At 33.0% G+C, this 26,345-nt stretch carries 20 protein-coding genes; 5 read left to right on the top strand and 15 right to left on the bottom strand.

The window, feature by feature from the left end:
* The 6 genes from F6464_RS12120 to F6464_RS12095 form a co-directional block, all read right to left on the bottom strand.
* Window positions 1–684 carry an Abi family protein gene (locus F6464_RS12120; protein WP_151108190.1) on the bottom strand — a complete coding sequence of 228 codons (684 nt, stop codon included), beginning with the start codon at window positions 682–684 and terminating at the stop codon, window positions 1–3.
* A gap of 194 nt (window positions 685–878) precedes the next feature.
* Entirely contained in the window at window positions 879–3,305 is a 2,427-nt protein-coding gene (locus F6464_RS12115; protein WP_151108188.1) for a type I restriction-modification system subunit M, read from the bottom strand.
* Between the two features lie 549 nt (window positions 3,306–3,854).
* Window positions 3,855–5,948, bottom strand: a complete 2,094-nt coding sequence (locus tag F6464_RS12110) for a VapE domain-containing protein (RefSeq protein ID WP_151108186.1) — start codon at window positions 5,946–5,948, stop codon at window positions 3,855–3,857.
* Window positions 5,949–6,045: 97 nt separating this feature from the next.
* Window positions 6,046–6,327, bottom strand: a complete 282-nt coding sequence (locus F6464_RS12105) for a helix-turn-helix domain-containing protein (protein ID WP_011964270.1) — start codon at window positions 6,325–6,327, stop codon at window positions 6,046–6,048.
* A gap of 144 nt (window positions 6,328–6,471) precedes the next feature.
* A complete protein-coding gene (locus F6464_RS12100) occupies window positions 6,472–7,359 on the bottom strand; it encodes a hypothetical protein (protein WP_151108184.1) in 888 nt (295 codons plus the stop codon).
* A 336-nt stretch (window positions 7,360–7,695) separates the two neighbouring features.
* Window positions 7,696–8,913 (bottom strand): site-specific integrase, encoded by a 1,218-nt coding sequence (locus F6464_RS12095; RefSeq protein WP_151108183.1) that lies wholly within the window; start codon window positions 8,911–8,913, stop codon window positions 7,696–7,698.
* Window positions 8,914–9,767: 854 nt separating this feature from the next.
* Here F6464_RS12095 and pulA point away from each other — a divergent pair.
* Together pulA and F6464_RS12080 are read left to right on the top strand one after the other, a co-directional pair.
* Entirely contained in the window at window positions 9,768–11,756 is a 1,989-nt protein-coding gene (pulA, locus tag F6464_RS12085) for a type I pullulanase (protein ID WP_151108181.1), read from the top strand.
* 95 nt (window positions 11,757–11,851) lie between these two features.
* A complete protein-coding gene (locus F6464_RS12080) occupies window positions 11,852–12,034 on the top strand; it encodes a CAL67264 family membrane protein (RefSeq protein ID WP_151108179.1) in 183 nt (60 codons plus the stop codon).
* Window positions 12,035–12,115: 81 nt separating this feature from the next.
* Here the strand turns inward: F6464_RS12080 and F6464_RS12075 are convergent, their stop codons facing one another.
* Window positions 12,116–13,723, bottom strand: coding sequence for an ice-binding family protein (locus F6464_RS12075; RefSeq protein WP_191963381.1), 1,608 nt, complete (start codon window positions 13,721–13,723; stop codon window positions 12,116–12,118).
* 349 nt (window positions 13,724–14,072) lie between these two features.
* Here F6464_RS12075 and ettA point away from each other — a divergent pair, with 349 nt between their 5' ends.
* A complete protein-coding gene (gene ettA / locus F6464_RS12070; protein WP_151108175.1) occupies window positions 14,073–15,767 on the top strand; it encodes an energy-dependent translational throttle protein EttA in 1,695 nt (564 codons plus the stop codon).
* A gap of 15 nt (window positions 15,768–15,782) precedes the next feature.
* Here ettA and F6464_RS12065 read toward each other — a convergent pair whose 3' ends face one another.
* A complete protein-coding gene (locus F6464_RS12065) occupies window positions 15,783–17,036 on the bottom strand; it encodes a DEAD/DEAH box helicase (RefSeq protein WP_151108173.1) in 1,254 nt (417 codons plus the stop codon).
* A gap of 81 nt (window positions 17,037–17,117) precedes the next feature.
* Window positions 17,118–18,185, bottom strand: a complete 1,068-nt coding sequence (locus F6464_RS12060) for a formimidoylglutamase (protein ID WP_151108171.1) — start codon at window positions 18,183–18,185, stop codon at window positions 17,118–17,120.
* 99 nt (window positions 18,186–18,284) lie between these two features.
* Between F6464_RS12060 and F6464_RS12055 the strand changes: the two genes are divergently transcribed.
* Window positions 18,285–19,169: a GAS domain-containing protein gene (locus F6464_RS12055; protein WP_151108169.1), complete on the top strand. Its 885-nt coding sequence runs from the start codon at window positions 18,285–18,287 to the stop codon at window positions 19,167–19,169.
* 46 nt (window positions 19,170–19,215) lie between these two features.
* On the opposite strand, the gene hutI is transcribed toward F6464_RS12055, so the two are convergent.
* A complete protein-coding gene (gene hutI / locus F6464_RS12050) occupies window positions 19,216–20,454 on the bottom strand; it encodes an imidazolonepropionase (RefSeq protein WP_151108167.1) in 1,239 nt (412 codons plus the stop codon).
* 68 nt (window positions 20,455–20,522) lie between these two features.
* Between hutI and corA the strand changes: the two genes are divergently transcribed.
* Entirely contained in the window at window positions 20,523–21,605 is a 1,083-nt protein-coding gene (corA, locus tag F6464_RS12045; protein WP_151108284.1) for a magnesium/cobalt transporter CorA, read from the top strand.
* A gap of 244 nt (window positions 21,606–21,849) precedes the next feature.
* Here the strand turns inward: corA and F6464_RS12040 are convergent, their stop codons facing one another.
* The 5 genes from F6464_RS12040 to F6464_RS12020 form a co-directional block, all read right to left on the bottom strand.
* Window positions 21,850–22,623 carry a CDP-alcohol phosphatidyltransferase family protein gene (locus F6464_RS12040; protein WP_151108165.1) on the bottom strand — a complete coding sequence of 258 codons (774 nt, stop codon included), beginning with the start codon at window positions 22,621–22,623 and terminating at the stop codon, window positions 21,850–21,852.
* Between the two features lie 41 nt (window positions 22,624–22,664).
* Window positions 22,665–23,684 carry a COX15/CtaA family protein gene (locus F6464_RS12035; RefSeq protein WP_151108163.1) on the bottom strand — a complete coding sequence of 340 codons (1,020 nt, stop codon included), beginning with the start codon at window positions 23,682–23,684 and terminating at the stop codon, window positions 22,665–22,667.
* Window positions 23,685–23,804: 120 nt separating this feature from the next.
* On the bottom strand, window positions 23,805–25,223 hold the full coding sequence (locus F6464_RS12030; protein WP_151108161.1) for a CCA tRNA nucleotidyltransferase: 1,419 nt from the start codon (window positions 25,221–25,223) through the stop codon (window positions 23,805–23,807).
* Between the two features lie 27 nt (window positions 25,224–25,250).
* A complete protein-coding gene (locus F6464_RS12025) occupies window positions 25,251–25,634 on the bottom strand; it encodes a GxxExxY protein (protein WP_151108159.1) in 384 nt (127 codons plus the stop codon).
* Window positions 25,635–25,661: 27 nt separating this feature from the next.
* Complete coding sequence (locus F6464_RS12020; protein ID WP_151108157.1) at window positions 25,662–26,246, bottom strand: L-threonylcarbamoyladenylate synthase; 585 nt, start codon at window positions 26,244–26,246, stop codon at window positions 25,662–25,664.
* Window positions 26,247–26,345 lie beyond the last annotated feature (99 nt).

The raw sequence follows: 26,345 nt of genomic DNA, 5'->3' as shown, positions 1-26,345 counted from the left end.
TTATAAAGCGTCAATTTCGTTGCAAATGGTGTTTATATGGTCTATGCCATAGAGTAGTGCTGCTTCGTCAATTTGCATCCACTGAAACAATTGCAAAATAAGGTTGTAATGTTGGCGTGCATAGGTTGTGTCTTTTACAGATGCGCCAGGTTGAAAACATATAGGTTCGTGGTGTGCAATGCGGTTTCGGAGGTCGTTGATGTCTGCTAAAATATTAAAAAAGTCATTGCTATTGTAACTAATTCCTGGAACGCTACTAGGACGAGAAGGAAAAACCCTTAATAATGTTTTGCCTGCAACCCTGTATTGATTTCTAGAAAACATATATCTCCAAAACCCAAAGCCCAATTCCGCAATTAATTTAAAATGAGTATAGGAATGATTAAGGTCTGAAACAGCAGTATTAATTAGATTTTGAGTTACTCTTGTTTTTTTGTTGTCAAAAAAACCTCCCGCTGCTGCTGCATTGCGTAACCAATTGATACCAAAATTTGTGGTATAATGTATGTCTATTTTATTGCGTAATGCCACTTCAAAACAACTTAATACCGTAAACATTTCTTGTGATAGTTTTAGGTTTTTTCTATAGAGTGTCATAGCCTTGCGAGTATCTCCACCACAAGCGGTTTTATATCTTCCTAATCGTGCAGGAGTGATTACTTTTTCGAACTCTGAATATCTCATTTTAAAAAATATTTGTTTTTTATATAAAAGCGTCGTATATTTGCGTCATCTTATTCCCGGTTGTCCCTGAAGCAATTCAAACCTCCGGGTTCTGTTTTTTTATAAAGTACCGTTTTTTGTTTTTATCTTAAACATCCTCAATATTATTATTCCCGGTTTCCGCTGAAGCAATTCAAGTTTCCGGGTTTTGTTTTTTAATTCCATACCAATCCCATTTTTTGTAAATGTGCCGCTACTTTCAGTTCTTGCTCTTGCGTGCTTTTGTTTAGCTCGTCTAACGTATTTTCATAGCGTTCAGCCAGTTCTTTTACTCTGCCTGATAAACGTTGTGAAATAGCATCTATTTCTGATTGTATGTTTGCTTTTATAGCCGTTAGCCATTTGTCATCAACAACCAAAGTTTTTACTTCTGTTTCAGTAAGTTTATGGTATTTCAATAGCGTTTGTTCGTCTAATTTGATTTCCAATACTTTTACTTCTTTTTTCAAAAGGGTTTCTTTTTCTAAAAGCAATAGCACTTTTTCAAGTAAGACAAGGGTTTCTTTTTCGGTTGGATCTTTCTTGATTTCTTTGAGCAGTTTGGTTGCTGTGGCTTTTGTTATTTTATTACTGTCGTTAGTAGCATCAACAAGCAATCCTTCTTCACCAGTATGTTCTTCTGTGATTTCCGTGACTTCAATTTGTATTAGTTCTAATTCGGTTTGTTTGATTTGAATTGCAAGTTGTTCTCTAGTAAAGTATCTGTCAATAACAAAATCTTTTGGGATTAAATCGCAAGTCCAACCTTTGTCCACTTCTTTTCCTTTGGCATTTTTTTCTATAATTCTACGCACTTTTGCATTCCAACCGTCTTCAACCACCATATACACATCATCTTTCATTGTTTCGTTCCAGTAGTCTAAAAGATGCTGATAAATGGTATAATTGTCTACTAATGCTTTGCCTTTGTATTCGTTTAACAACGCTTCTGAAAGCTGGTGTATGAATTTTTTGGGTGCAGTTTCAGTAGTTATACCCGTTAAAGAAGTATAGATTTTGTTTTTCCAAATATCATAGGTTTTTTCGAGTAATTCGCTGTATGCTTTGAATTCTGGGTGTGAAAAAATAGTTTCTTTTATTTTGGATTGGTCGATAGTTAGTTGCAAATAATTATCGGAATATTTTTTGAATAATGCTTTTTGTAAATTAGGATAAACATCCCAAAATGGTTGTAACTCTGCAATATCTTGGTTTGGAATACCACCATTTAAGTGTGCAAAAAGGTCTTGAATATCTTCGGTTTCCTGTGTATCTATGTATCTTGGAATGTTCAGATTATATTCGTTTTTTTCTATTTCCTCAAAAGTCACGAACCTTGCAAACTTATCGGTTTCTTTTTGGAAATTGAACACATCTACAATTTTGTGAATGTCTTGCTCTCGTAGACGGTTTTTGTTGCCGTCTTTGATATATCCTTTTGAAGCATCAATCATAAAAATACCTTTTCGACTGTCGGTATTTTCTTTGTCAATCACGATTAGACAAGCAGGAATTCCGGTACCATAAAACAAGTTGGCAGGCAAGCCAACAATGCCTTTTATGTATTTTCTTTCTATGATATTTTTACGAATTTCGGCTTCGGCATTTCCTCTAAACAATACACCGTGCGGCAAAATAATTGCTCCTTTACCTGTGCTTTTTAAAGATGCTATAATGTGTAGTAAAAAAGCATAATCACCATTCTTTTCTGGTGGAATACCAAAACCACGAAAACGGTTGTACTCGTCGTTCATTGCAGAAATACCACTATTCCAGTTTTTTACTGAAAATGGCGGATTTGCCACTACAAAATCAAATCTTCTTAATGATTTATCTTGTTCTTTAAATTGTGGTGTTGTTATAGTATTTTTACTTTGAATATTGGCTTCTGGGTTTCCGTGAAGCCACATATTCATAATTGCTAAACCTTTGGTTGCATTGTCTTTTTCTTGACCATAAATAGTTAATCCGTTTGGTGCTTCGTCCACGACTTTTAGCAATAAAGAACCCGAACCACAAGTTGGATCATATACTGTAAATGAAGGTTTATCGGCTTTATGTACATCGATAATTTTAGCCATTATTCGAGATACCTCCGATGGTGTATAAAATTGTCCTTTGCTTTTTCCGCTTTCTGTTGCGAAGTGGCGCATCAAAAATTCGTAGGCATCGCCAAGAATATCATCGTCTTCAGCTCGGTTGTTTTTGAAATTTAGGGATGGGTTTTCAAAAATTGCAATTAGACCTGAAAGCAATTCAATTTTATCCTTTCCACTTCCCAGTTTATCATCATCATCAAAATCGACTAATTCCATTGAACCCTCTAATCCGTTGGCAGCAAAAAGTGGTATTAATATTTTTTTATTTATTTGTTCTCCTATATCGGTTTTCCCCTTTAGGGTTACTAAATCTTCAAAAGTTGCTCCTTGTGGTATTTCGATTAAGCTATTGGTTTTGTTTGCATATTTATCAGATACATATTTTACAAAAAGCATTGTTAATACATAGTCTTTATATTGGGAAGCATCCATTCCGCCTTTAGATCTTAACTGGTTGCAACTTTCCCAAAGAGAGCTATATAATTCTGATTTTTTGATTGCCATTTATTAGGTATTGTAATTTTTGTTATTGGTGTAAATTTTATTTATTTCATTCTGTTTTACTAGACAATTATAACTTTTTTTAGCTGTATTTGAATTGTGTCGACAGTGTCGGCACAATTGAGAAAGTGCAGTAAATTGGATTGTCTTTGTGCTATGTTTTCATCACATTTTGAAATCGTTTACAATAGTACGAAAAAGCAACGGAATGTAAAAGGAAGAAAATAAGATTAGGGTAGGATTGGTACCTTTTTTTTGAATAAAAGATATTTCGTTTTTTTATTTAAATTAAAACAGATTTATATGGCTGTTTGGGTGTAAACTAGAACGACTACTTTACTAAAATACTTCAAAAAAGACTGATATTACCCGATTGTTGGAGAAAAAATAAAATAAAAAATGTTTGTGCTCAAAAAAACATACCAATCTTACCCTATGAAAATAAAGTAATTTGAAGTAAACTAATGAGTACTAAACAAAAAAAGTGGAAACGGTACGTTTCCACTTTTAAACTCTTTTTTTTGAGCTGCTTTTAGAGGTTATATTTTTGGTTTAATCCTCTGCTATTTTGTTTCTATTATCAACTTCTTCCCAACTGTTTTCAGTTAAAGCATATACAAATATTCCGTTCTTTTTTAATTTTAGAAAATTATGTTTTTTTAATGCTCTACCAAGTTTGTTTATTGTGCTGTCAGTAATATTTATTTTTGCCTTTTCAGCTAATTTGGAAGCTATTTGAGAAGTGTTTAGAAATGCGTTAGCCTTTTCTCTTTCGCAAGGTTCAAACCACGTTAAAAGCAGTTCTTCTTCTGGGCTTCGTAGCTGATATTGTTCATTATTCTCGGTTATTAATTTTATTTCTTCCTGGTCAAACCAATGCCTAAAACCACTTTTGAAAAGAAATAAAGCTTGTGAAAATGCAAGATTAATATCTACATCGTGTTGGTATTTTATGCCTTCCAACTCAAAACATAGAAACCGTCTGCTTCCTGTACTATCGTTTAAGAATTGGGCTGTATTAACACTTCCGGCAAACGATGCCCGTCTGGGCATTGTTTCGTTATTGTGTCCGTAGGCTTTTCTCATTCTGATTTGGGTTTTTGTGATGATTTCTTTTAGTGATCCAATTTCAGAACGGTTTAAGTTTTCTAGTTCGTCCAAGTTGATTAACATACATTCCGAAAGCTGCACCAATGTATCTTTGTTGTTTGGGTTTATGGTTCCAGAAAATAGATATTCTTTTAAAGGTTTTGGAACGAGTTTCTCCACCCAAGTTGTTTTTCCTAGTCCTTGTTTGCCGCTAAAGACAATAACCGTGTGATTGATTACTTTATCATCCAACACACAACCAACCATTGCAACCAACCATTTTTTGAAACATTGCTGCCAAAGGTCTTGTTTTGTGGTTGTGATAGTGTTGGCTAATTCAGTAATATAATCGGTCTTTTCATCATAAGAAGGTAAATTGAAAAAGTAATCTTCAAATGGATTGAACAGCACACAAAAATCAGAATAAAGCAAGTTTCGTAATGAAGATAAGTTTGTTTTAATCCGACCTTTTAAACATTCTCGAAGCATTGAATTTTCAATAAAATCATTCATTACATTCCACTTCTTTTTACCGAAATATTGGAACTCTAATTTTCCAGAAACCATATTGTGCCGAAATACATATTTGTTTGATAAAAACAACTCTAAACGGTCAATTTGGGTTGGTTTTGGTTTGTCTTCGTCGTCTTCATCCTCTATAATAGTTGTTGGTTTTTGTGTTTTTGGTGTTGGGTTTTTAGGAGCTTCATATTTCTCATTTTTACCAAACTCGTGACTATTACCATAAGCACTATTTACTGCTTGGGTTACTTCTTTTTCGTCATACCCAAAATCAGTTAAAATATATCCTAGAGCTTCTTGGAGCAATACACCTTTACGGTTTAGGTTACACGCTAGTTGATGAACGAATACGTTACGACTACCATTCACGAATTGCACTTTTTTTTCAGTAAAATTTACGCAATGGTTGTAGATTGCATCGCTATTAATAACAATTGTTGGCTCTGTTCTTTTAAACTCCCTCTCGATGTTAGCTTTAGGTTCTTTTTCTTGTTCTGTAACACTAAATATTTTTGCGTTTTCATTGTAATAAAGGTTTTCATCATAAGAATAAAAGCATAGTCTGGTTAAGTCTTTGCCTGATTTGTCAATTTCCAGTTTTAGAATACTTTCATAATGTGCTTGAACCAATAGAAAAGCTTCTTTGTGATTGGCTTTATCTGTATTAATTTTTACTAGAATTTTTAATCCATTGCCTGATGGACTAATGAAACTGGCATAAGTGAACTCATTTTGATTGGCCAAATGCTTAGCATTTTGCAAATCATTTGCACTTAATTTGTCGATGTCCAGAATGATACAACTTGAATAATTCGCTAGAAATTCCAATTTTCGACCTCCAACAAACTTTCCCGAAGGTGTGAATGCTGGAAGTGATTTTTTGGCTTTATTGTAGGCTTCTGTTTTGTTTTCGGCAAGTGATTTACGCAGGTAAATGATACCTGGTTTGTACTTTCCTGTTTTGATTTCTTCTAAAATTGTTGCAATTGTTTTGTGTTCTACAACTTCGTTGAAGTTTTTAAAGACTGTTACCATTTTTTAGGTTTTAAAATTTATTTTCAAGATTAGAAGTTTCCCTTTTGTGATTGGCTTGCAATCACAACTCTCGCAAGTTCCGTTACACTCTTTCATTTTATCTTCCTTTGAAAGATTTGTTGTAATGCTCCGTAAGGAGTTTTTCAACATCAGAAAGTTTGTAGTAGATTTTGTTTCCAACTTGACTAAAGGAAATTTTGCCTTCGTCTCTCCAGGTTTGCGCTGTACGTTTTGAAATTTTCATCAATAATAGAAATTCTTGATTGTCCAGAAAGGTTTCTTTCTTAGGGTCAGCCTTGATAGAGATTTGGCTTTGAATTGTGTCTAATTTGCTCATTAGATCTGTGAACTGGTCTTTTGTGAAGATAATTGCATCCATTTTTAAAAGTTTTAAATTGTTATGGTGCAAATGGAAGAAATAAAAAAAAGTCCGATAAGTACTTTTTAGTCCGATAAGACTAAATAGTTTGTAAGGTGTTGATTATGTTATGTATTACAAATAGTGTGTTTTTACAAAATCGGACTAAAATCTAACTTTGATGTCATTGTTGGGGTCTTTGTCGGTGCGATTTGGTGAAAGATAGGTTTGAACAGTGGCTTGTGAAAGCGGTTCGCCTTTTTCATCATCAAATATTAGGCATATAATTTGACTAATATCTTTGATTTTTCCTTGAATATAAGGTTTGCCATTTGGTTTCACATCAACCATCATTTGTTTAAAAGCATTAGTAATTATGTTAGTTGGACCATTTAATTTGATTTTTTGAAATGGAATATTTGAACTGTTTTCAGTAGCTTTTTTTTCTTGATTTTCTTTTTCAAAATCGTTTTTAACTTTACGCATTATTTGTAATTGCTCAATTAATTGATTGCATTGTTTGTCATAAGGTTGCAACTTATTATTAAGAGAAACGATATCCGCTTGGTTATATTCAAAGATTTCATCCATTAAATAAATAATCTTGTCGTTAAAATTATCTAATGAATTTATATAGCTTTTTGCTTCAAAAAAAGAAAAATACCTATCGTCAGTATCTGCGTTAATTTGTCTTTTAGTAGCTTTTAGTTTGGTATCAATTACTCTCAAAGATTGCAGCTCTGTTCGTTTTTTCTCGATTAAAAAATACAATTTATTGTATCTACTCATTGCTGTTTTGGAGCTGAAAAAGGCTTCGTTATTGGCTAATAATTTTTCGAGTTTGCATATCCATATTTCCGGGTTCTTCACCTGGTTGAATTGATAATCTATAAATGCAGGAAATTGTGACTGACGCAGCTCTAAAATTTTTGCAATTAAAGCATTGCAATAGTTTTGAATAGTGATTTTGTTTTCAACAATTATATCAAATAAAGGATTTTTGGCTAGAGCCGAAGGCACTGCCAATAATTCTACAAACGGAGCTGTTTGCATATTTTGATCCTTTGAATTCAAATTTTAGTATGTTTTTTTTGGTATTCATTTAGTATTGAAAGGTAATTAAAAGCGGTTTTAAATTGGTCGCTTTTTGGAAGTCCTAGTGTTTTCAACAAGGGCTCATTTATCACTCGTCTAGAATGCTCTAAAAATTACTTGATTTCTCTTTTGTAAAATTATAAATTAAAAAAAATCCTTGTTAAAGTATTTCAAATGAGTTATTAACAACTTTGATATTTCCTTATTTTACTGGTGTTTTTGAATACGAGAGTAAAAAACAATAAAATTTACCTTCGAAAAAAAAACGAGGGTAATTTCTTCCCTCGTTGTGTTTTAAAAAATATAATTATCAACCGCTTTATCCAATTCTTCACTGATAATTTTAGCATATACTTGAGTTGTACTGATGTCTCGGTGGTCCATTAATTTAGAAACGTGCTCAATTCTCATTCCATTATTTAAAGCATTTGTTGCAAAGCTGTGTCTTGATAAATGAAAAGAAAGGTCGAAAGGTAATTTTATTTTTAGCCCCATTTTTTTAAGATGCCAGTTTGCCAATTTATTGAAAGCTGCTGTTTGAAAATAACGTTTTGCTTCGCTGTTCAAATAGCCTTCTTTATCCATAATAATAGGAAAGATAAAATCATCGTGATTGGCATTTACTTTTTTGTATTTTTCTAAAATATCGATAGCTACTTTTCCAATTTTGAACTGGTGTACTCTTCCAGTTTTACGAATGTGTTTGTTGATTTTATGTTCAGCTTCATTGTAATTAGAATATTGCATTTCGATAACATCACTAAAACGCAATCCTCCGGCATAAATAGAGAAAAGGAATAAATCTCTCCACATCATCGCTTTTTTGCCCTCAGTTAGTTTTAAATTGGTTAAAGCATCAATCTGTACTTTATTAAGAAATAATCTTTTAGAAGAGCTGATTTTGAGGGTTATTTTGCTAAAAGGAAACATAGTTTCAGGAATTACTTCTTCACGAATTGCATCCCTGAATATGGTTCCGAGCACAATTATGGAAAGGCGTTGCGTTGTATCTCCGTTGCCTAAAGTATCTCCTAAATGAAATTTATAGTCGTTTAATAATGCTACGGTAATTTCATCAAAATACACATCCTTTGTTCCCATATATTTTTCAAATTTATCAACCTGGGAGTTGTATGCTCTGTAAGTGGAATAAGAAACAGTGCTTTTGATTTTCTCTAATCTCTTTCTGGCATATTCAAAAAAGTTTGGCACTTCTTTTCCCTTTATGGCTTCTTTTAGTTTTTTAACCGATACCGTTTTGATTTTACGTTCCATATCGGCAACCTGACCTTCGGCATCTGCAATCTTTTGAGATAATGCAGCATTCATTCTGGCACTATTGGAATGGTTCTTTTTTACTTTCTGCTTTGCTTCATCCCACTCATTCTCTTTTAGCTTCACTCCGGCAGTGATAAATTTCGTTTTTCTATCTTTTATAATTCTGATATACAAAGGGCTGTGTCCTGTTTGGTCTACCTGATGTGTTCTTAAAATTAGTTTTACTGATGCCATAATAATAGGAATTTAGAAATGTTATACTACTTTTGTAAAGTAATGCAAACGAGTGAAAGTGTTGTAAATAAAGGGTTTTCAATTGGGTGCATCGTGATACGAAGGTACAACATTGGGTACAACAAAACAAGTATTTCGTTGCTTTTTGTTGCTTAAAATTGCATTGTTAATTTTTATAAAGTCAATGAATACAATACTTTAAGTGCAAATGGGAGGGTTGAATGAAAAGTTGTAGATAACTTGTATACATTCGAAACAAACCTTCGTATACACACCCTAATTTAGGTAGATAGGCGAAGATTTGTTTCGCTTTTCCTTAAAACCAAATGTATTTATTTTTTCTTACAAATCATCAAAAGGACTTTTTATTTGTTGTAAACTTTTTGTGCTTACGGGGGTGTATATTTCAGTGGTCTAACTGCTATTGTGTCTTAATAATTCTTGAATGTAGCCCAAATCAGTAGCGCTTTCCAGTAAATACGAGAGTTTTTCACGCTTATTGTATAATTAGAGATTTCTCTCAGGGCAAACCTCGAAGCTTTCAGGATGCATCGCCAAATATTTAGGCTTCTGATTTTAAGACTGGTGGTTGCTGTTTTGAAGTAATAGCGGTCTTGTTTTCTAACAGAATGGCTTTTTTATCATAACATCGATTATTGAATGTAAAAAACTTGATTTCAAATACGATACTTTAAAAGTAGTTAAAAAAAGCAAACTATATTTAGAATGAAGTAAATAGCGTATTTTTGAAAATTGTGTTTTAAAGAAACAAGTTGAGGTCAAAGTATTTCAAGTAACGGGATTAGTAATTTAATAGGGTAAAAATGTCTTATTTAGCTTTAAAAAAAATAGTTATGATTAGTTTTCTTCTAGTAACCCATGCTGTTTTAGCGCAACAACCGAAAACTAATTCCTTAAAATACAAATCATTTGAGGAGTATCCCGTTTATTTACGAGGGGATTTGGGAGTGACTTATACTCCTGAAAAAACGATTGTAAAACTTTGGAGTCCAAATGTGGAGGAAGCCAAAATCAATCTTTATCAACAAGGCGATGGTGGTAATGCAACTGCAAATACGAATCTTTTATACGATGCCAAAACAGGAGTTTGGCAAACTATACTGAACGGGGATTATCACAATACCTATTATACGTTACAGGTTAAAAACAACGGAAAGTGGAGTAAGGAAATGCCAGATCCTTATGCCAAAGGGGTAGGGGTTAATGGCAATAGAGGGTTGATTTTTGATGCAAAACAAACTAATCCTTCACAATGGAATAGCGATGTAAAACCAGAATTGAAATCTTTTTCGGACGTTGTTTTATATGAAGCCCATGTGCGAGACATTTCTATTGACAATTCATCTGGTATAAAAAATAAAGGAAAGTTTTTAGGCTTGACAGAGACCAATACTACAAATGATTTTGGAGAATCGACAGGTTTAGATCATCTTAAAGAAATGGGAATTACACATTTTCATTTGCTTCCTTTTTTTGATTACAAATCGGTTGACGAATCTATTGAAAACCAAAAACAATACAATTGGGGATATGATCCTCAAAATTACAATGCACTAGAAGGTTCTTATGCAACAAACGCTCATGATGGTTTGGTACGAATTCAGGAATTCAAACAAATGGTGCAATCGCTTCATCAAAATGGCATTCGTCTAATTATGGATGTGGTTTACAATCACACGAGTTCTACCGCTATTTTTGATGAATTGGTTCCTGGCTATTATTACCGAACTTGGCCCAATGGAAAACGATCGGATGCCACTGCTTGTGGAAACGAATTTGCCTCAGACCGCATAATGGGGCGCCAATTTATGCTAGAATCCGTTAAATATTGGGCAACCGAATACCATGTAGATGGATTTCGTTTCGATTTAATGGCGGTTCATGATATAGAAACCATGAACTTAATTTCAAAAGAATTGCATCAATTAGATTCAACTATTTTTCTTTATGGAGAAGGTTGGACTGCTGGCGATTCTCCGTTACCTATTGAAAAAAGAGCTTTAAAGAACAATGTTAAACAATTAAACCAAATAGCTGTTTTCTCTGATGATATTAGGGACGGAGCAAAAGGGCATTGGTCTAAAGTTACCGAAAAAGGATTTGTAAGTGGCAATCCTAATTTGAAAGAAGTCATTCATTTCGGGATTGTAGCCTCAACCAATCATACACAAATGAAGTATGATAAAAAACGAAATTATGGCCAATTTCCATATTCAGATGCACCAACTAAAGTCATTGGTTATGTTTCTTGTCATGATAACAATACCTTGTATGATAAGCTCAAAATTGCAAATCCACTTGCTTCGGAACAAGAATTATTAGCAATGGATCGATTGGCAAATACTATTGTTTTTACGGCTCAAAGCATTCCGTTTTTGCACATGGGCGAAGAAATGAAACGGACTAAAAATGGTGTGGAGAATTCGTATAACGCACCCGATAGCATTAATAAAATCAATTGGAATTGGAAACATGATAACGTGGCATTATTCGATTATTATAAAAATTTAATACGATTGAGGAAAAATCATCCTGCTTTCAAGATGCCTACTGAGAAAATGATACAAGAGCATTTGGAGTTTCTAGATTTAGAATCTCCTTTATTGGTTGGATTCACTTTAAGGAATCATGCCAATGGCGATTCTTGGAAAAACATCAGCGTGTATTTTAATGGAGATTCGAAACCAATAACTCAAAAATTAGAAGGAACTTGGACTTTGATTTGTAACGGGGAAAAAATCAATGAAAACGGAATTGAATCCATTACATCAAAATTAATTACTATTCCAGCAAGAAGTGCAGTTATTTTGTATCAGGATTAGAAAAGTTAGTTTGTATTTTTACTTAAAAATTAACGATATTTGTACTCCCGTTCCGATACTTCGTAATCGGGATAAAACATAAAACACCACAAAATATGGGAATGAATAAAAACACCATTCTAGGATGGGCCACTTTGCTAATGATAGTAATGGGTTTACTTTTAATAGGACTCGGAGCTTTTAGATATAGAGATGTTTCAGGTTGGGGTTTTGCCGCAGTGGGAATTGGTTTTCTGGCAAATGCCTGGGTATTTAGTTCTTTAAAAGGAAGGGTATAGGGAAATTAGGAGCAGTATTTTTCTAAAAAAACCCATTCCGTTCTAGACGGAATGGGTTTTTTAACCTCTAGACATTGACAGTTATTTTGCCATCAATTTTCCAGATTGAATGATTTTATCATTGCTCATTATTTTATACAAATAGAAACCAGAAGTAAGATCGCCCGTTTCTAAAGTGGTTATTTTTTCGTTAACCGCAGCTTTTTTCACTTGTCTACCAGATACATCATACAATATGATTTGTGCATTGTTCATTTCAAACGCATCTTTAATCTCAATTGTAAGGATAGAATGAAAAGGGTTTGGATAAACCGTTACTTTTTGAATCTCATTGAATGAGTCTGTTCCCAAAGCAGGACATCCAACAGGCATAACTACAGATACTGAAGAGGTACTTAATGCACCGGTTGTTGTAAAAACTCTACCGTTAACAACCGTTCCACTTGTTAAATCAACAGCGCCATTGTTAGCCACAATTGTACCTTTAATTTCTGAATAGTCGCTAATTAATACGGCACCATCAACTTTCCAATAGACGTTTTTAGCTTGAGCTCCGTTAATCAACATTACCTTAGCGTAAGTGCTGGTAGAAAGCGCACCATTAATTTGGATAACAAAAACAGCTTGATCATTGCCTTGCGCATTTAAGTAAACCGTATTTGTTAACACAGTTGCAGCATTCATCAAGTAGGTATGTGGTGTTAGAACAAGGTCATTACCAAATTGTGCAGGATATAATAATTGGATATCAAAAGGAAGTAGGTTCAAATAATTATAAACACCAATTAAATCTGCGGCAGTTTGTGCTGTAGACGTATCTGGAATTGGATGAATGGCTCCTTTAACATATAAAGCATCAAAACCAGTTGTTAAACCTACATTTGTACCTACATCACCAGTAACTGTGGTCACACCAGCGTTTGAAACAGAACCTCCAGCAGAAAAGATGGCATAACATTCAGTTGATTTTAAATTGGGAGCAATAGGTCCGTAAAGAGTTGGGCTTCCACATCCAATAGGAGTGAAGGATAAAACACCATCAACATCAATGGATCCTGTGGTAGAAAGCGCTCTTCCTTCTAACGAAACCCCTGTGTTCATAATTATCGCAGCATTATTAGCAATAACAGTTCCTTTCATGATGGTGCCGGTTGCCATGTTTACCAATCCTTCTATTTTCCAAAAAACATTACAAGCTTTTGCACCGTTCAATAATTTTACTTCAGAATTAGAAGTTGTTGCGAATGCACCATTAATTTGAAAGATAAAAACGGCATCAGAATTTCCTTTTGCGTCTAGATTTAAAACATTGTCTAAGGAAGCCACGCTCGGAATTGAATAGGTTCCAGGTACCAATATTTGACCATTCCCTAACAAAGGAGCTGGAAAATAATTAGGGATAGCACTATTTAATTGATTGTAAGCAATTAATAAATCGGTACCACATTGAGCACTCGTTCCGTCTCCGTCATGCATTACTCCATCTACGTTACCAAAACCAGTACTAGAACCACTATTTGTTCCTACATTTCCTGTAAGGTGGGTAATCCCAGTATTTCTAACCGCTCCAACTGAGGAAAATAGCACAAAATTGGCTGAAGTTCCTAGGTTTGGGGCTTGTCCGTAGCTTAAATTTTGCAATAATAATAGGGAAAACACCATTATTGCACCAAGTAGTCTTGTTTTCATTTTTTTTATATTTAAATGTGAAATCATTTTCACTTAGCAAAGGTGATGGTCATTTGGACTTAAATTATTGTTTAATTAATGGTAAAAGTTGTATTATTCACACCTGTTAATTTTAACCTTAAAAATGGTTCGCAACATCTTCCTTGTGGATCAAATTTTTAAAATATATAGCGTTTCCAACATTTTATTCTTTATTAGTTAAAACTTTTTTTGTTATTATAATGTAATATATTTGCACGTTGAAAAGGTTAAAATTGGTTTTCAGAGGCTAGATAAGGTGTTTTGGATTCGGTTTTAATTGAATCAGTTTATAAAAATTATTCAAAAAATAAAATAAATAACAGTAAAAATGGCAGACGATAAAAAAGTAATATTCTCAATGCAAAAATTGAGTAAAACCTATCAAGGTGCAGACAAACCCGTATTAAAAAATATTTATTTGAGTTTCTTTTACGGAGCTAAGATTGGAATTTTAGGTTTGAACGGTTCAGGAAAATCTTCTTTATTAAAAATCATTGCAGGTGTTGATAAGAATTATCAAGGTGATGTGGTTTTTCAACCTGGTTATACGGTTGGATATTTAGAGCAAGAACCAAAATTAGACGACAGCAAAACGGTTATTGAGGTGGTTCGTGAGGGTGTAGCAGAAACTATGAAAGTTTTAGAGGAATACAATCAAATCAATGATTTATTTGGTCTCGAAGAAAATTATTCTGATGCCGATAAAATGGACAAATTGATGAACAGACAAGCCGAATTGCAAGACAAAATTGATGCGCTTGGTGCTTGGGAAATCGATACCAAACTAGAAATCGCCATGGATGCCTTGCGCACACCAGAAGGCGATACACCAATAAAAAATCTTTCAGGAGGCGAGCGTCGTCGTGTAGCATTATGTCGTTTGTTGTTGCAACAACCGGATGTTTTATTATTAGACGAGCCAACGAATCACTTAGATGCAGAAAGTGTACTTTGGTTAGAACAACATTTGGCACAATATGCAGGAACCGTAATTGCGGTTACTCACGATAGATACTTCTTGGATAATGTGGCAGGTTGGATTTTAGAATTGGATAGAGGAGAAGGTATTCCTTGGAAAGGGAATTACTCGTCTTGGTTAGACCAAAAGTCAAGCCGTATGGCATCAGAAGAAAAAGTAGCTTCGAAACGTAGAAAAACACTAGAACGCGAGTTGGATTGGGTGCGTCAAGGTGCGAAAGGTCGTCAGACAAAACAGAAAGCACGTTTACAGAATTATGATAAATTGTTGAATGAGGACCAAAAACAATTGGATGAAAAATTAGAAATTTACATTCCAAATGGTCCACGTTTGGGAACCAATGTTATTGAAGCTAAAAATGTAGCCAAATCTTTTGGAGATAAATTACTGTATGATAATTTGAATTTTACCTTGCCACAAGCAGGAATTGTTGGAATTATAGGTCCGAATGGCGCTGGTAAATCAACTATTTTCAGGATGATTATGGGAGAAGAAAAGCCTGATGCGGGGGAGTTTATCATAGGCGATACCGTTAAAATTGCTTATGTAGATCAAGCACATTCAAATATAAATCCAGATAAATCCATTTGGGAAAACTTTTGTGATGGTCAGGAATTGATTATGATGGGAGGACGCCAAGTAAATTCGAGAGCTTATTTATCCCGTTTTAACTTTGGAGGAAGCGATCAAAATAAAAAAGTATCAGCATTATCAGGAGGAGAACGTAACCGTTTGCATCTTGCGATGACCTTAAAAGAAGAAGGGAACGTACTATTATTAGATGAGCCTACCAATGATTTAGATATAAATACGCTACGTGCTTTAGAAGAAGGATTAGAAAATTTTGCAGGTTGTGCCGTAGTAATTTCTCACGACAGGTGGTTCTTGGACAGAATTTGCACACACATTTTAGCTTTTGAAGGCAACTCAGACGTGTATTATTTTGAAGGAGGATTTTCTGATTATGAAGAGAATAAGAAGAAACGTTTGGGTGGAGATTTAACCCCAAAACGATTGAAATACAGAAAACTGATAAGAGGTTAAAAACGAAAACGCTGGTTAATACCAGCGTTTTTTATTTTGTTTAGAAGCTTCTGATTTTCTTGATTTGTGCTTTTCACCACTACGATTTGAATTTTTAGGAGGCGTAGCAGCCGTAGCTTCAGGACTTCCCGCATGCCAAGGATACGGATGATCTGAAATAGTTTTTACGTCTACTTTTATCAATTTCATAATGTCTTTCCAGTACGGTTCTTCGTCTTTACTGCAAAACGATATAGCAATTCCTCCATTTCCGGCACGTCCTGTTCTACCAATTCGGTGTACATAGGTTTCTGGAATATTAGGTAAATCAAAATTAATAACAAAAGGCAATTGGTCAATATCAATACCACGAGCTGCAATATCGGTAGCAACCAAAACACCCACTTCTTTATTTTTGAAAGCATCCAAAACGCGTTGTCTTGCCGTTTGCGATTTGTCTCCATGAATGGCTTCTGCAGCTACGCCATGTTTGCGCAAGGCTTTTACCACATTATCCGCTCCGTGTTTGGTTCTGGAAAAAACCAACACATCTGATAATTTTTCATTGCGAATCAAATGATACAATAAGTTTCTTTTTTCGGTTTTATCTACAAAATAAACGTGTTGTTCTACTTTTTCAGCTGTGGATGAAACTGGAGAAACGGAAACAGTAGCTGGATCTTTCAGGAACATTTCAGCTAATTCTCTAATTGCGATTGGCATCGTTGCAGAGAATAATAAAGTTTGTCTGTTATTTGGCGTTAGTTTTACAATTTTCTTTACATCATTTACAAAACCCATATCCAGCATTTGGTCAGCTTCGTCTAAAACCAAAGTATGCAAATGGTCTAAATCTATAAATCCTTGTTTGTGCAAGTCTAATAATCGACCTGGAGTGGCGACTAAAATATCGACACCTTTTCGTAAAACGTCTACTTGAGGAATTTGAGAAACACCACCAAAAATGGTCAACTGGGTCAAATTGGTATATTTTCCGTAACGGTCAAAGTTTTGGCCAATTTGCACGGCTAACTCTCTAGTAGGTGTAATCACTAATGCTCGAATGGGTTTGGCTTTTTTAGAAGAACCAACAATTCTATGCAGTTGATGAATAATTGGAATGGCAAACGCTGCCGTTTTTCCTGTTCCTGTTTGAGCGCAACCTATTAAATCTCTGCCTGATAAAACGATAGGAATCGATTGTTCTTGAATTGGAGTTGCCTCAGTATAGCCTTCTTCGAAAACGGCTTTTTGGATACTTTTAGAAAGTGATAAATCTTCAAATAACATATTTTTGTGTATTAAGAATCCAGCAAAAGTGTTAGGATTCTTGGCAAAGATAGGTTATTTAATTTATTTGGATTTTTATCATTAAAACTTCACATCCATGTAATTGATTTTTTCTTCTAATGGGTTGTTGGCTTTTATAAAATCGGTCACTAAATATCCAATCAATTTTCCTATAAGGTTGTTGTTTTTCTCAGCACACAAGTCAGGTGCTCCTTCACAAATATGCAAATAGGTTGCATTTTGACTTTTGCCAAAAAAATACACAAATTGTCGTACTTGCTCTACAGAAAATCCACTTATAGTCATAGCACTGCTTGCAATATTTGGAATGGCATCTAAATCAATCTCAATGCCAAAAAAGTCATTGTTTATAAAACTTAAGGCTTGGACTAATTCTTTGTCAAAACTTTTTTGATTCCGAATCGAGATTTCATCATAAGTATTGTAACGCACTCGATCTTGAATTTTCTTTATATTAATCAATACTTTTTTTGAAGTATAGTTTTCGTGTAAACCAAAAATGAAATATTTATTTAAAAACCCTTCTTCATAAGCATACGAAAATCCATTGCCACTATGTCTTCCTTCCAGAATTCTAAAATCAGAATGGGCATCAAAGTTAACTGCATTAATAGGCTTGCCTTTTGCTAAAGCTGTTCCTTTTATATTTCCATAGGAATTGTTGTGACCGCCACCAATAATTATAGGTTTTTTCCCAGATTTTACAATAAAAGATATAATATGAGCAACCTCTTTATCAATAGTAACGACTAAATCACTCAATTTTTTTCTGTCAGCTGTATTGTGAAAATCTAAATTTTCTACAGCTTTCATTTCTTCAGTAACATCCAATTGCCCTAAAACTAATAGGTCTTCACCTTTACAAAATTTATTATGCTGAATGTTTGCAATACTTTTTATAGTACTTTCCCATGCCGATGCTGCTCCCGGTCTTCCAAAATTGGCTCGAACCCCAATATCTTCTGGTATACCAAATAAGACATACTTCGCAGTACATTTTTTAATAAATGCTTTAATATCAGTGTCTTTTTGAACAGTAATCATTTTTTCTCCAAACTTAATTTCGCCACTTCTGTGGTTCGTAAGTTTTGCAAGATCATTAATACAAAACGGAATTAATTTGTCCATATCAAAAAAAATTAACTTTCAAAAATAATATATTTGTACAAACATACGTTATTACCTTAAATATTATTATTTTTGTTAAAACAATCTAAACACAATTTTATGGAAAATCAAAAAAACAACTCAAGTCTAAAAGCTGTCGTAGCCGTATTAGCTTTACTTCTAGTGGGAAGTTTAGTTTATATTTTTAAGTTGACTTCAGATGCTAAAGCGCAATTAACTGAGCTTACAACTACAAAAACCGAGAAAGAGTCTGTAATGAAAGACTTAGAAGAGTTGAAAGCTACTTATGATGCAGCAATTGCTGAAAACACATCAATGTCTGAAGAATTAATTGCTGAAAGGGAGAAAGTAGTTAACTTGATTGCTGATTTAAAGAAATCTAAAGGAGATGCCGCTTCAATGTCAAAATACAAAACGCAATATTTTGCTTTAGAAACTAAAATGAAAGGCATGATGCAAGAAATTGAAGTTTTGAAAACAGCAAATACTAAGCTAACTACAGAAAGAGACAGTACGGTAATGGTTTTAGGTGAAGCTAAAAAATACAATGAAGTTCTTGTAGGTCAAAATGAAGAATTGTCTAAAACGGTTGAAGTGGCTTCAAAACTAAGTGTCTTGAACTTAAAAACAGCTGCTTACAAGTTAAGAAGTTCTGGCAAACAAATAGCAACTGATAAAGCCAGTAGAGCTGATGTTTTAAAAATTAGCTTTACAATTGCAGAAAATAAAGTTGCTAAATCTGGCGATAAAACGTATTATGTTCAAGTAATTGACAGTAAAAACAATGTTTTAGGTCAAAAAGAAACCCAATCTTTTGGTGGAAAATCTTTGACCTATAGTTTTTTGACAACTGTTAAGTTTGAAAACAAAACGGTAGATGTTGTTCAAGATTTACCAGGTAAAGATTTCGAAAAAGGATCTTACTTTGTAAATGTATTTGATAACGGAGAGTTAGTTTCTAAGTCAAGCTTTAGTTTGAGATAAAATTTTAAAGAATAAATGAAAAAGGAACTCGAAAGGGTTCCTTTTTTTATAGTATTATTTTTCCTTCAAGTATTATACAATCAATCAAATTGCTTCCAAAAGCATATGGCAACTGATAATAGGACGAAATAGGTTTAGTAATAATTAAATTGGCTTTTTTGCCTTTAGTAATACTACCATGAGTTTTAGAAATCCCCATCGCATACGCTCCATTTATAGTAGCTGCATTTATAGCTTCCTCGGGAGTCATTTTCATTTTGATACAAGCCGTAGCGACTACAAAATTCATGTTTCCGGAGGGTGAAGAACCTGGATTGAAATCAGAAGCCAAGGCAATTGATAATCCACAGTCTATCATTTCTCGAGCAGGAGTATAAGGAATACTTAGGAAATAAGAGCAAGAAGGCAATGCTACTGGCATAGTTTCAGAATTTTTCAATGATTCAAGGTCTTCCTTATTCATAATTTCAAGATGGTCTACAGATAGAGCTTTGTGTTTAACTCCAACTTGAACACCTCCAATAGAATGGAATTGATTGACATGTATTTTTGGAATTAAGCCATATTCTAGTCCGCTTTTTAAAATAGCTTCTGTTTCTGAAACAGAAAAATAGCCAGTTTCACAAAAAACATCAATATATTTTGCAAGGTTTTCTTCAGCGATTTTATGAATCATCTCTTTACAAATTAAATCAATATAACCTTGATGATTATCTTTAAATTCATTTGGAAAAGCATGGGCTCCAAGAAATGTGGCTTTTATTGTAATTGGGTAGTTTTGGTTTAATCGTTTAATAACACGAAGCATTTTCAATTCATCTTCAACCGTCAAACCGTAACCCGATTTTATTTCAACTGCGCCAGTTCCTAAACTCATAATTTCTTCTAAACGAACTTTGGATTCATTGTAAATTTCGTCTTCGGAAGTTTCATGTAGTTTTTTAGCCGAATTTAATATACCGCCACCTCGATTAGCAATTTCTTCATAGCTTAATCCGTTTATTCTATCAACAAATTCCTGCTCTCGATTGCCAGCATAAACAATATGAGTATGGCTGTCGCACCAAGATGGCAATACCATTTTACCTGTTGCATCAATAGTTAATTCAGGATTTATTTTAGGGCAATTTTCCATTACACCAAAATCAACAATTATAGTATCCTCTAAAAGTAAAAAAGCATTTTTAATTGTTGGAAGCACCGCCATTTCAGCACCTGAAACTTTAATGATTGGGCTTTCTCTTACTTGTAGCAATTCTTTAATATTAATAATTAATGTTTGCATAGGAGATTTTTTTGTAAATGTAAATTGGAAATTTAAAAACTCCTATCTTTATGACAAATTATTATGTTTTGAAAAGAATAAAATACAAAAAAGTTAGAAAGGTTCAGCCCAATTATTTTGAGTATACGGGAATTCATAAAACAGATCCTATCGAGATGCAATTATTTGTTTATGACGATGCAGGTTATGAAGAATATAAAAAAGTTGCCCTCCAAAGAGTAAAAAAAGAAATCGAAGATGAACTTCAAGAAAATGATGTTAAGTGGTTTAATATTCATGGTTTACATAATGTAGAGTTAGTTAAAGAAATTGGCGAAATGTTAGCTATAGAGCCTTTTATTATAAGCGATATTCTTAATACCAATCGAAGAAGTAAAATGGAGGAGTTAGACAAAGTCCTATTCTTTAGTATTAAATCGATTTTGCCTGACAATGACTATGATATGGTAAGTGTGGAGCAAATTAGTTTTTTATTAAAAGACAATTTGTTGGTTTCATTTCAGGAAAAGAAAAGCGATTTTTTTACTCATATTCGAGAACGAATTAAAACACATAGTGGTATTGTTCGTAAAAAGAAAAATGATTATTTACTCTACTTACTTCTAGAAGCGGTCATGGAAAATTTTTATATTACAATTGAATTTTATGAAGATCAAATTGAGGATTTGATGATTGAAGCCAAATCGAGTGATAATCCAGAAGTTCTAGTTCGAATTGAACGCAATAGAGAACATTTAAATTTCTTGAAACGGTCTATTTTGCCTTTGCGGGACGCTTTATTCAATCTAAAAAGCGAACACGACGAAGATGATTATGACGGAATTGAAAAAGCAAATTATAGTTTTTTTGCGCGTTTGCATCAAAAATCATTAGAGATTTTAGAACAAATAGAATACGATATGAATACGTTGGATAGTGCTTCGAGTTTCTATTTTTCGTCTCAAAGCCACAGGATGAATGAAATCATGAAAGTTCTAACGGTAGTTTCTGTCATTTTTATGCCGTTGACTTTTTTAGTAGGAGTTTACGGAATGAATTTTAAACACATGCCTGAATTGGAATACGCTTATGGCTACTATATTGTAGTTGCTGTTATGGTTGCAATTGCTTTAGGAATGGTGTATTATTTTAAAAAGAAGAAATGGTTTTGATTTGGTTACTTCATTAAAATTATTCATAAAATATTTAGGGTGATTTTACGAAAAGGTATTAAAAACTGAGGATGATTTTACCTTCTTATAAAGAGGAAGAAGTGATTGTTAGTAGAGAAAAAGTTTTTGAATTCAAGTTTTGAATAGGTTGATTCCATATTAAATTAACATTTTACATGAATTAACATAAATATTTGATTAATAATTGTTTAATAAATAAGTATAGATAAATACTATCGTGATTTTAAACCTTTAAAAAGACTTTTCTAATTCCAATCAGCACAAAAATAAAAAAGGTGTATAGGATAAAAAAGGGTACAATATATTCAATCCAATTCATAGGTAGCATAATTGCAATGAGCAACAATTGAAAACCCAATCCATACATAGAAACAAGTGTCATAAACCAATTTGGAAACGTTTTTACCTTGTAAGCCTGTTTGTCTAAATAGTGAATTATCTTATCGAATATTCCATAAACGACGGTGTAAATTGTAAACAAAATATCAACTGATTTTTGAGTTTCACCAGGTAAAGCTCTAGGTGATTTGTATTCAAAAACTTTACTTGTTGCATCACCACCAACTGATTTGTTTCTTAAAATTACATAGTAATAATTGTATAAAGTGCCTTGTAATTGAATGCCGATAAAAGCTAAAATCGTAATCCAAATGCTCGTTTTAGAAACATAACATATGGTCATTAAAAATAAGAAATTCAGAATAATATCAAAGACACTATCTAAATATCTTCCCACATAAGATGGTGTATTCTTTAATCGTGCTAATTCGCCATCGGCAGCATCGATACACGATTTTAGAATGATGAAAAATCCTGCTAGTAGATACTGATTGTTTAAGATGCAATAAATCGCAATTAAACCCGAAATCCCAAAAAGAATTGTGACATGAATAGGGGTGAATCGTGTTGTTTTAAGCTGATTGGCAAGAAATTTTCCTAAAGGTCTTCCATAGTCTGATAAATCTAAAAATTTATCTTGAGCAGTAAGTTTTGACATTAAAAAATGCTAAATAGAAATGCGACAATATAGTCAGGTATTTATTTTGAGAATCGATGCAAAGTATAAGTCATGGTTGCTAATAAGATAAATGCCATGATTTGATGCGTTAATCCTAACCACAAAGGTACGTTATATATTAATGTCAAGACTCCCAAGGTAAATTGTAAAAAAACTACAAATAACAAAGCGTTTATTCCATTCTCTTGTTGTAATGAAAGTGTGTATTTTTTACTTTTAAAATAAAGAAATACAATTAATCCAACAACAGCATAAGCTAGCGTTCTGTGTACAAATTGAACGCCACTTTTACCTTCGGTTAGTCTTAGAAGCCAACTGTTTTTTTCAACCAAAATGCTTTCATGAAATAGTTGCCCATCGCTCATTAAAGGCCAATGGTTGTGAATTAACCCTGCATTTAACCCAGCTACAAATCCACCGTAAATTATCTGAATTAAAAGGAACACTAATGTAATTCGCGCTAGTTTTTTTAATGGAATATTTATTTCTATTTTATCAGGATAAATTAAGTCTAATGCTACCCAAAGGGTATAAGCAAAGGTGATAAAAGCAAAAGTTAAGTGCAATGATAATCTAAAATGACTCACGTCTGGATTATCAATCAAACCACTTTTTACCATAAACCAACCTAAAAATCCCTGAAAAGCACCCATTCCCAGAAGAATAGAGCATTTTTTTATTGTTGAAGGATTTAGTTTTTTCTTGATTAAAAAGTATACAAAAGGGATGATAAAAACCAAACCAATGATGCGTCCAATAAATCGGTGAAACCATTCCCAGAAATAAATAAATTTATAATCCGAAAGTGAAAAGTCGTTATGAATATTGATTTTTTGGTATTCGGGAAATTTTTTATATTCTTCAAAAGCTGCTGTCCATTTTTCTTCTGACAAAGGAGGAAATGTATCGGTAACCAAATGCCAATCGGTCATAGATAACCCTGAGTTTGTTAAGCGTGTAATCCCGCCAACGGTAACCATTAAAAATAGTAGGATACAACCTGTAAGTAGCCAGTAAATAACTGATTTATTAGTGTTCATTTTTTATATTCAATTTTTAACAGGCGCAAAGATACAAAGTTTCAAAGTTTTCGAGTTTAAACAATTTATAATAAAGATATAACCTTTATATAATAAACATAAGTCTTTCAAAATTTGTTACTATACAATTCTTGTCAATCCTAATCTCTCTGCTCTTTTCAATACGAATTCGAAAGCTGCTTCATATTCATTTGGAATTTCGCCCTCTAAAATGGCTTCTTTAACAGCTTCTTTCAAAATGCCAATTTCTCGTGAAGGTTTTAAATTAAAGAGTTCCATAATTTCCTCACCTGAAATTGGTGGTTGAAATTGTCTCACATGATCACGTTCTTCAACTTCAATTATTTTGTTGCGAACAATGTCAAAATTATCATGGTATTTCTTAAATTTTTTAGGGTTTTTGGTCGTAATGTCAGCTTCGCAAAGTGTCATCAAATAATCTACATCTTCGCCAGCATCAAAAACTAAGCGACGTACAGCTGAATCTGTTACAATATCTTCGGCTAATACAATTGGTCGTGAACTTAGCATAACCATTTTTTGAACAAATTTTAATTTATTATTCAACGGCATATGCAATCGTTCAAAGATTCTCTTTACCATTTTGCCACCAAGAAATTCGTGTCCATGAAACGTCCAACCTTGTTTCTTGTTGAATTTTTTTGTTGGTGCTTTTCCAATATCATGCAATAGCGCTGCCCATCGCAACCAAACATCATCAGTATTCGAACAAATATTGTCCACCACCTCTAATGTATGATAGAAATTATTTTTATGAGTTTGTCCGTCTATTTCTTCTACATTATTCAGGGCAGTTAATTCAGGTAAAATCAGGTCTAAAAGTCCCGTTTTGTATAAAAGTAAAAATCCAATTGATGGCTTTTCGGTTTCTAATATTTTGTTTAATTCATCTACAATTCGTTCTCCAGAAATAATTTTAATTCTTTCGGCATTTCTTTTTATGGCTAGAAACGATTCTGTTTCAATATCAAAATGCAATTGCGTTGCAAAACGGATTCCACGTAACATGCGTAACGGATCATCAGAATAAGTAATATCAGGACTTAAAGGTGTTTTGATTATTTTGTTTTCTAAATCGGATAAACCATTAAACGGATCAACTAATGCTCCAAAATTATTTGGATTTAAAGAAAAAGCCAAAGCATTAATGGTAAAATCACGTCTGTTCTGATCATCTTCTAAAGTGCCGTTCTCAACTATGGGATTACGACTGTCTTGATTGTAGCTTTCTTTTCGGGCTCCTACAAACTCAATATCAATTTCTTTGTAGCGTAACATGGCTGTTCCGTAGTTTTTAAAAACTTGTACTTTGGGTTTATGAGGCAATAATTCCGAAACTTTTAAAGCCAATTCAATTCCAGAGCCAATGGCTACAATATCAATGTCTTTTTTGAAATCGCGTTGCAATAAGTAATCACGAACAAATCCACCAATTACATAACTTTCAAGGTTAAGTTCTTGACTTGCTTTTGCAATGATTTTAAATAATGGATTTTGGAGTGCTTTTGTGTAGTTCATTGTTTTACCGCAGATTCGCAGATTTTTTTATTTTTTTGTTCTAACAATTCTTTTATAATCTAATGAAATAGAATTAAAATTGACTAAAAGAGCCAATTCGTTATTAGATACTTTTAAATAATTTAAGCATTGATTGTAGTGACTATTATTAAAACAATCTACAGTTTTAATTTCTAATATTATTTCATTATAAACTACAAAATCCGCATAGAATTTATGCTTTAAAGTTGTGTTTTTATAATTAACAGAGAATTCTTTCTCTCTTTCAAAAGGAATTTGAAGTTCATTAAATTCATACTCAATAGCATCTTTATATACGATTTCAGAAAATCCTTTTCCTAAATTTTTATTAACTTCAAATAATATTCCAATAATTTGATAAGTTTCATCTTTATTTTTATAGTCTTCCATAAAAAATCTGCAAATCTGCGGTTATTTTTATTTTCTAATAATTTTTACCTGACAATCATTAGTTAACTTAATAATCGTAGATGGTTTATCACAAATTTTATCGCGATGCAAATTTACTACATAGTCTACACCATTTATAATTTCTGGGCTAATTTCTTTAAAAGATTTTGGGGTAAACATACCCGATATATTAGCAGAAGTTGACACCAAAGGCTTTTTCATGCGTTCCATTAATTTAAAACAAAAGGGCTCTTTTACTATACGAACGCCTAAAGTTTTATCAATTCCAATAATATTGGGAGCAATATTTCTAGCATTATCGAGAATTAAGGTTGTAGGCTTTTCAGATAAATCTAATATTTCCCATGCTACAGCAGGTATATCTTTGAATACATTATACATCATTTTTTCGCCATTCATAAGGCAAATCATAGTTTGAGAATCATTACGTTGTTTGAGTTTGTATATTTTTGCAACTGCCTCAGGATTGGTAGCATCACAACCTATGCCCCAAATAGTATCAGTAGGATAAAGAATTATTCCTCCATTTTGTATGATTTCAAAGGCGTTATGAATTTCGGTATTTAGTATAGAATTACTATTTTCATTCATTTAAATTTGGTAATAAGATATTTTTTGATTGTTACAAAGGTATTAACTTTTATTGAGCTTTATAAAACTTACCTTTATTCTTATTTATTTTCAACAGTT

This window comes from Flavobacterium luteum, assembly GCF_008806775.1.
GTDB lineage: Bacteria > Bacteroidota > Bacteroidia > Flavobacteriales > Flavobacteriaceae > Flavobacterium > Flavobacterium luteum.
This window is presented reverse-complemented; position numbering and strand designations above follow the sequence as displayed.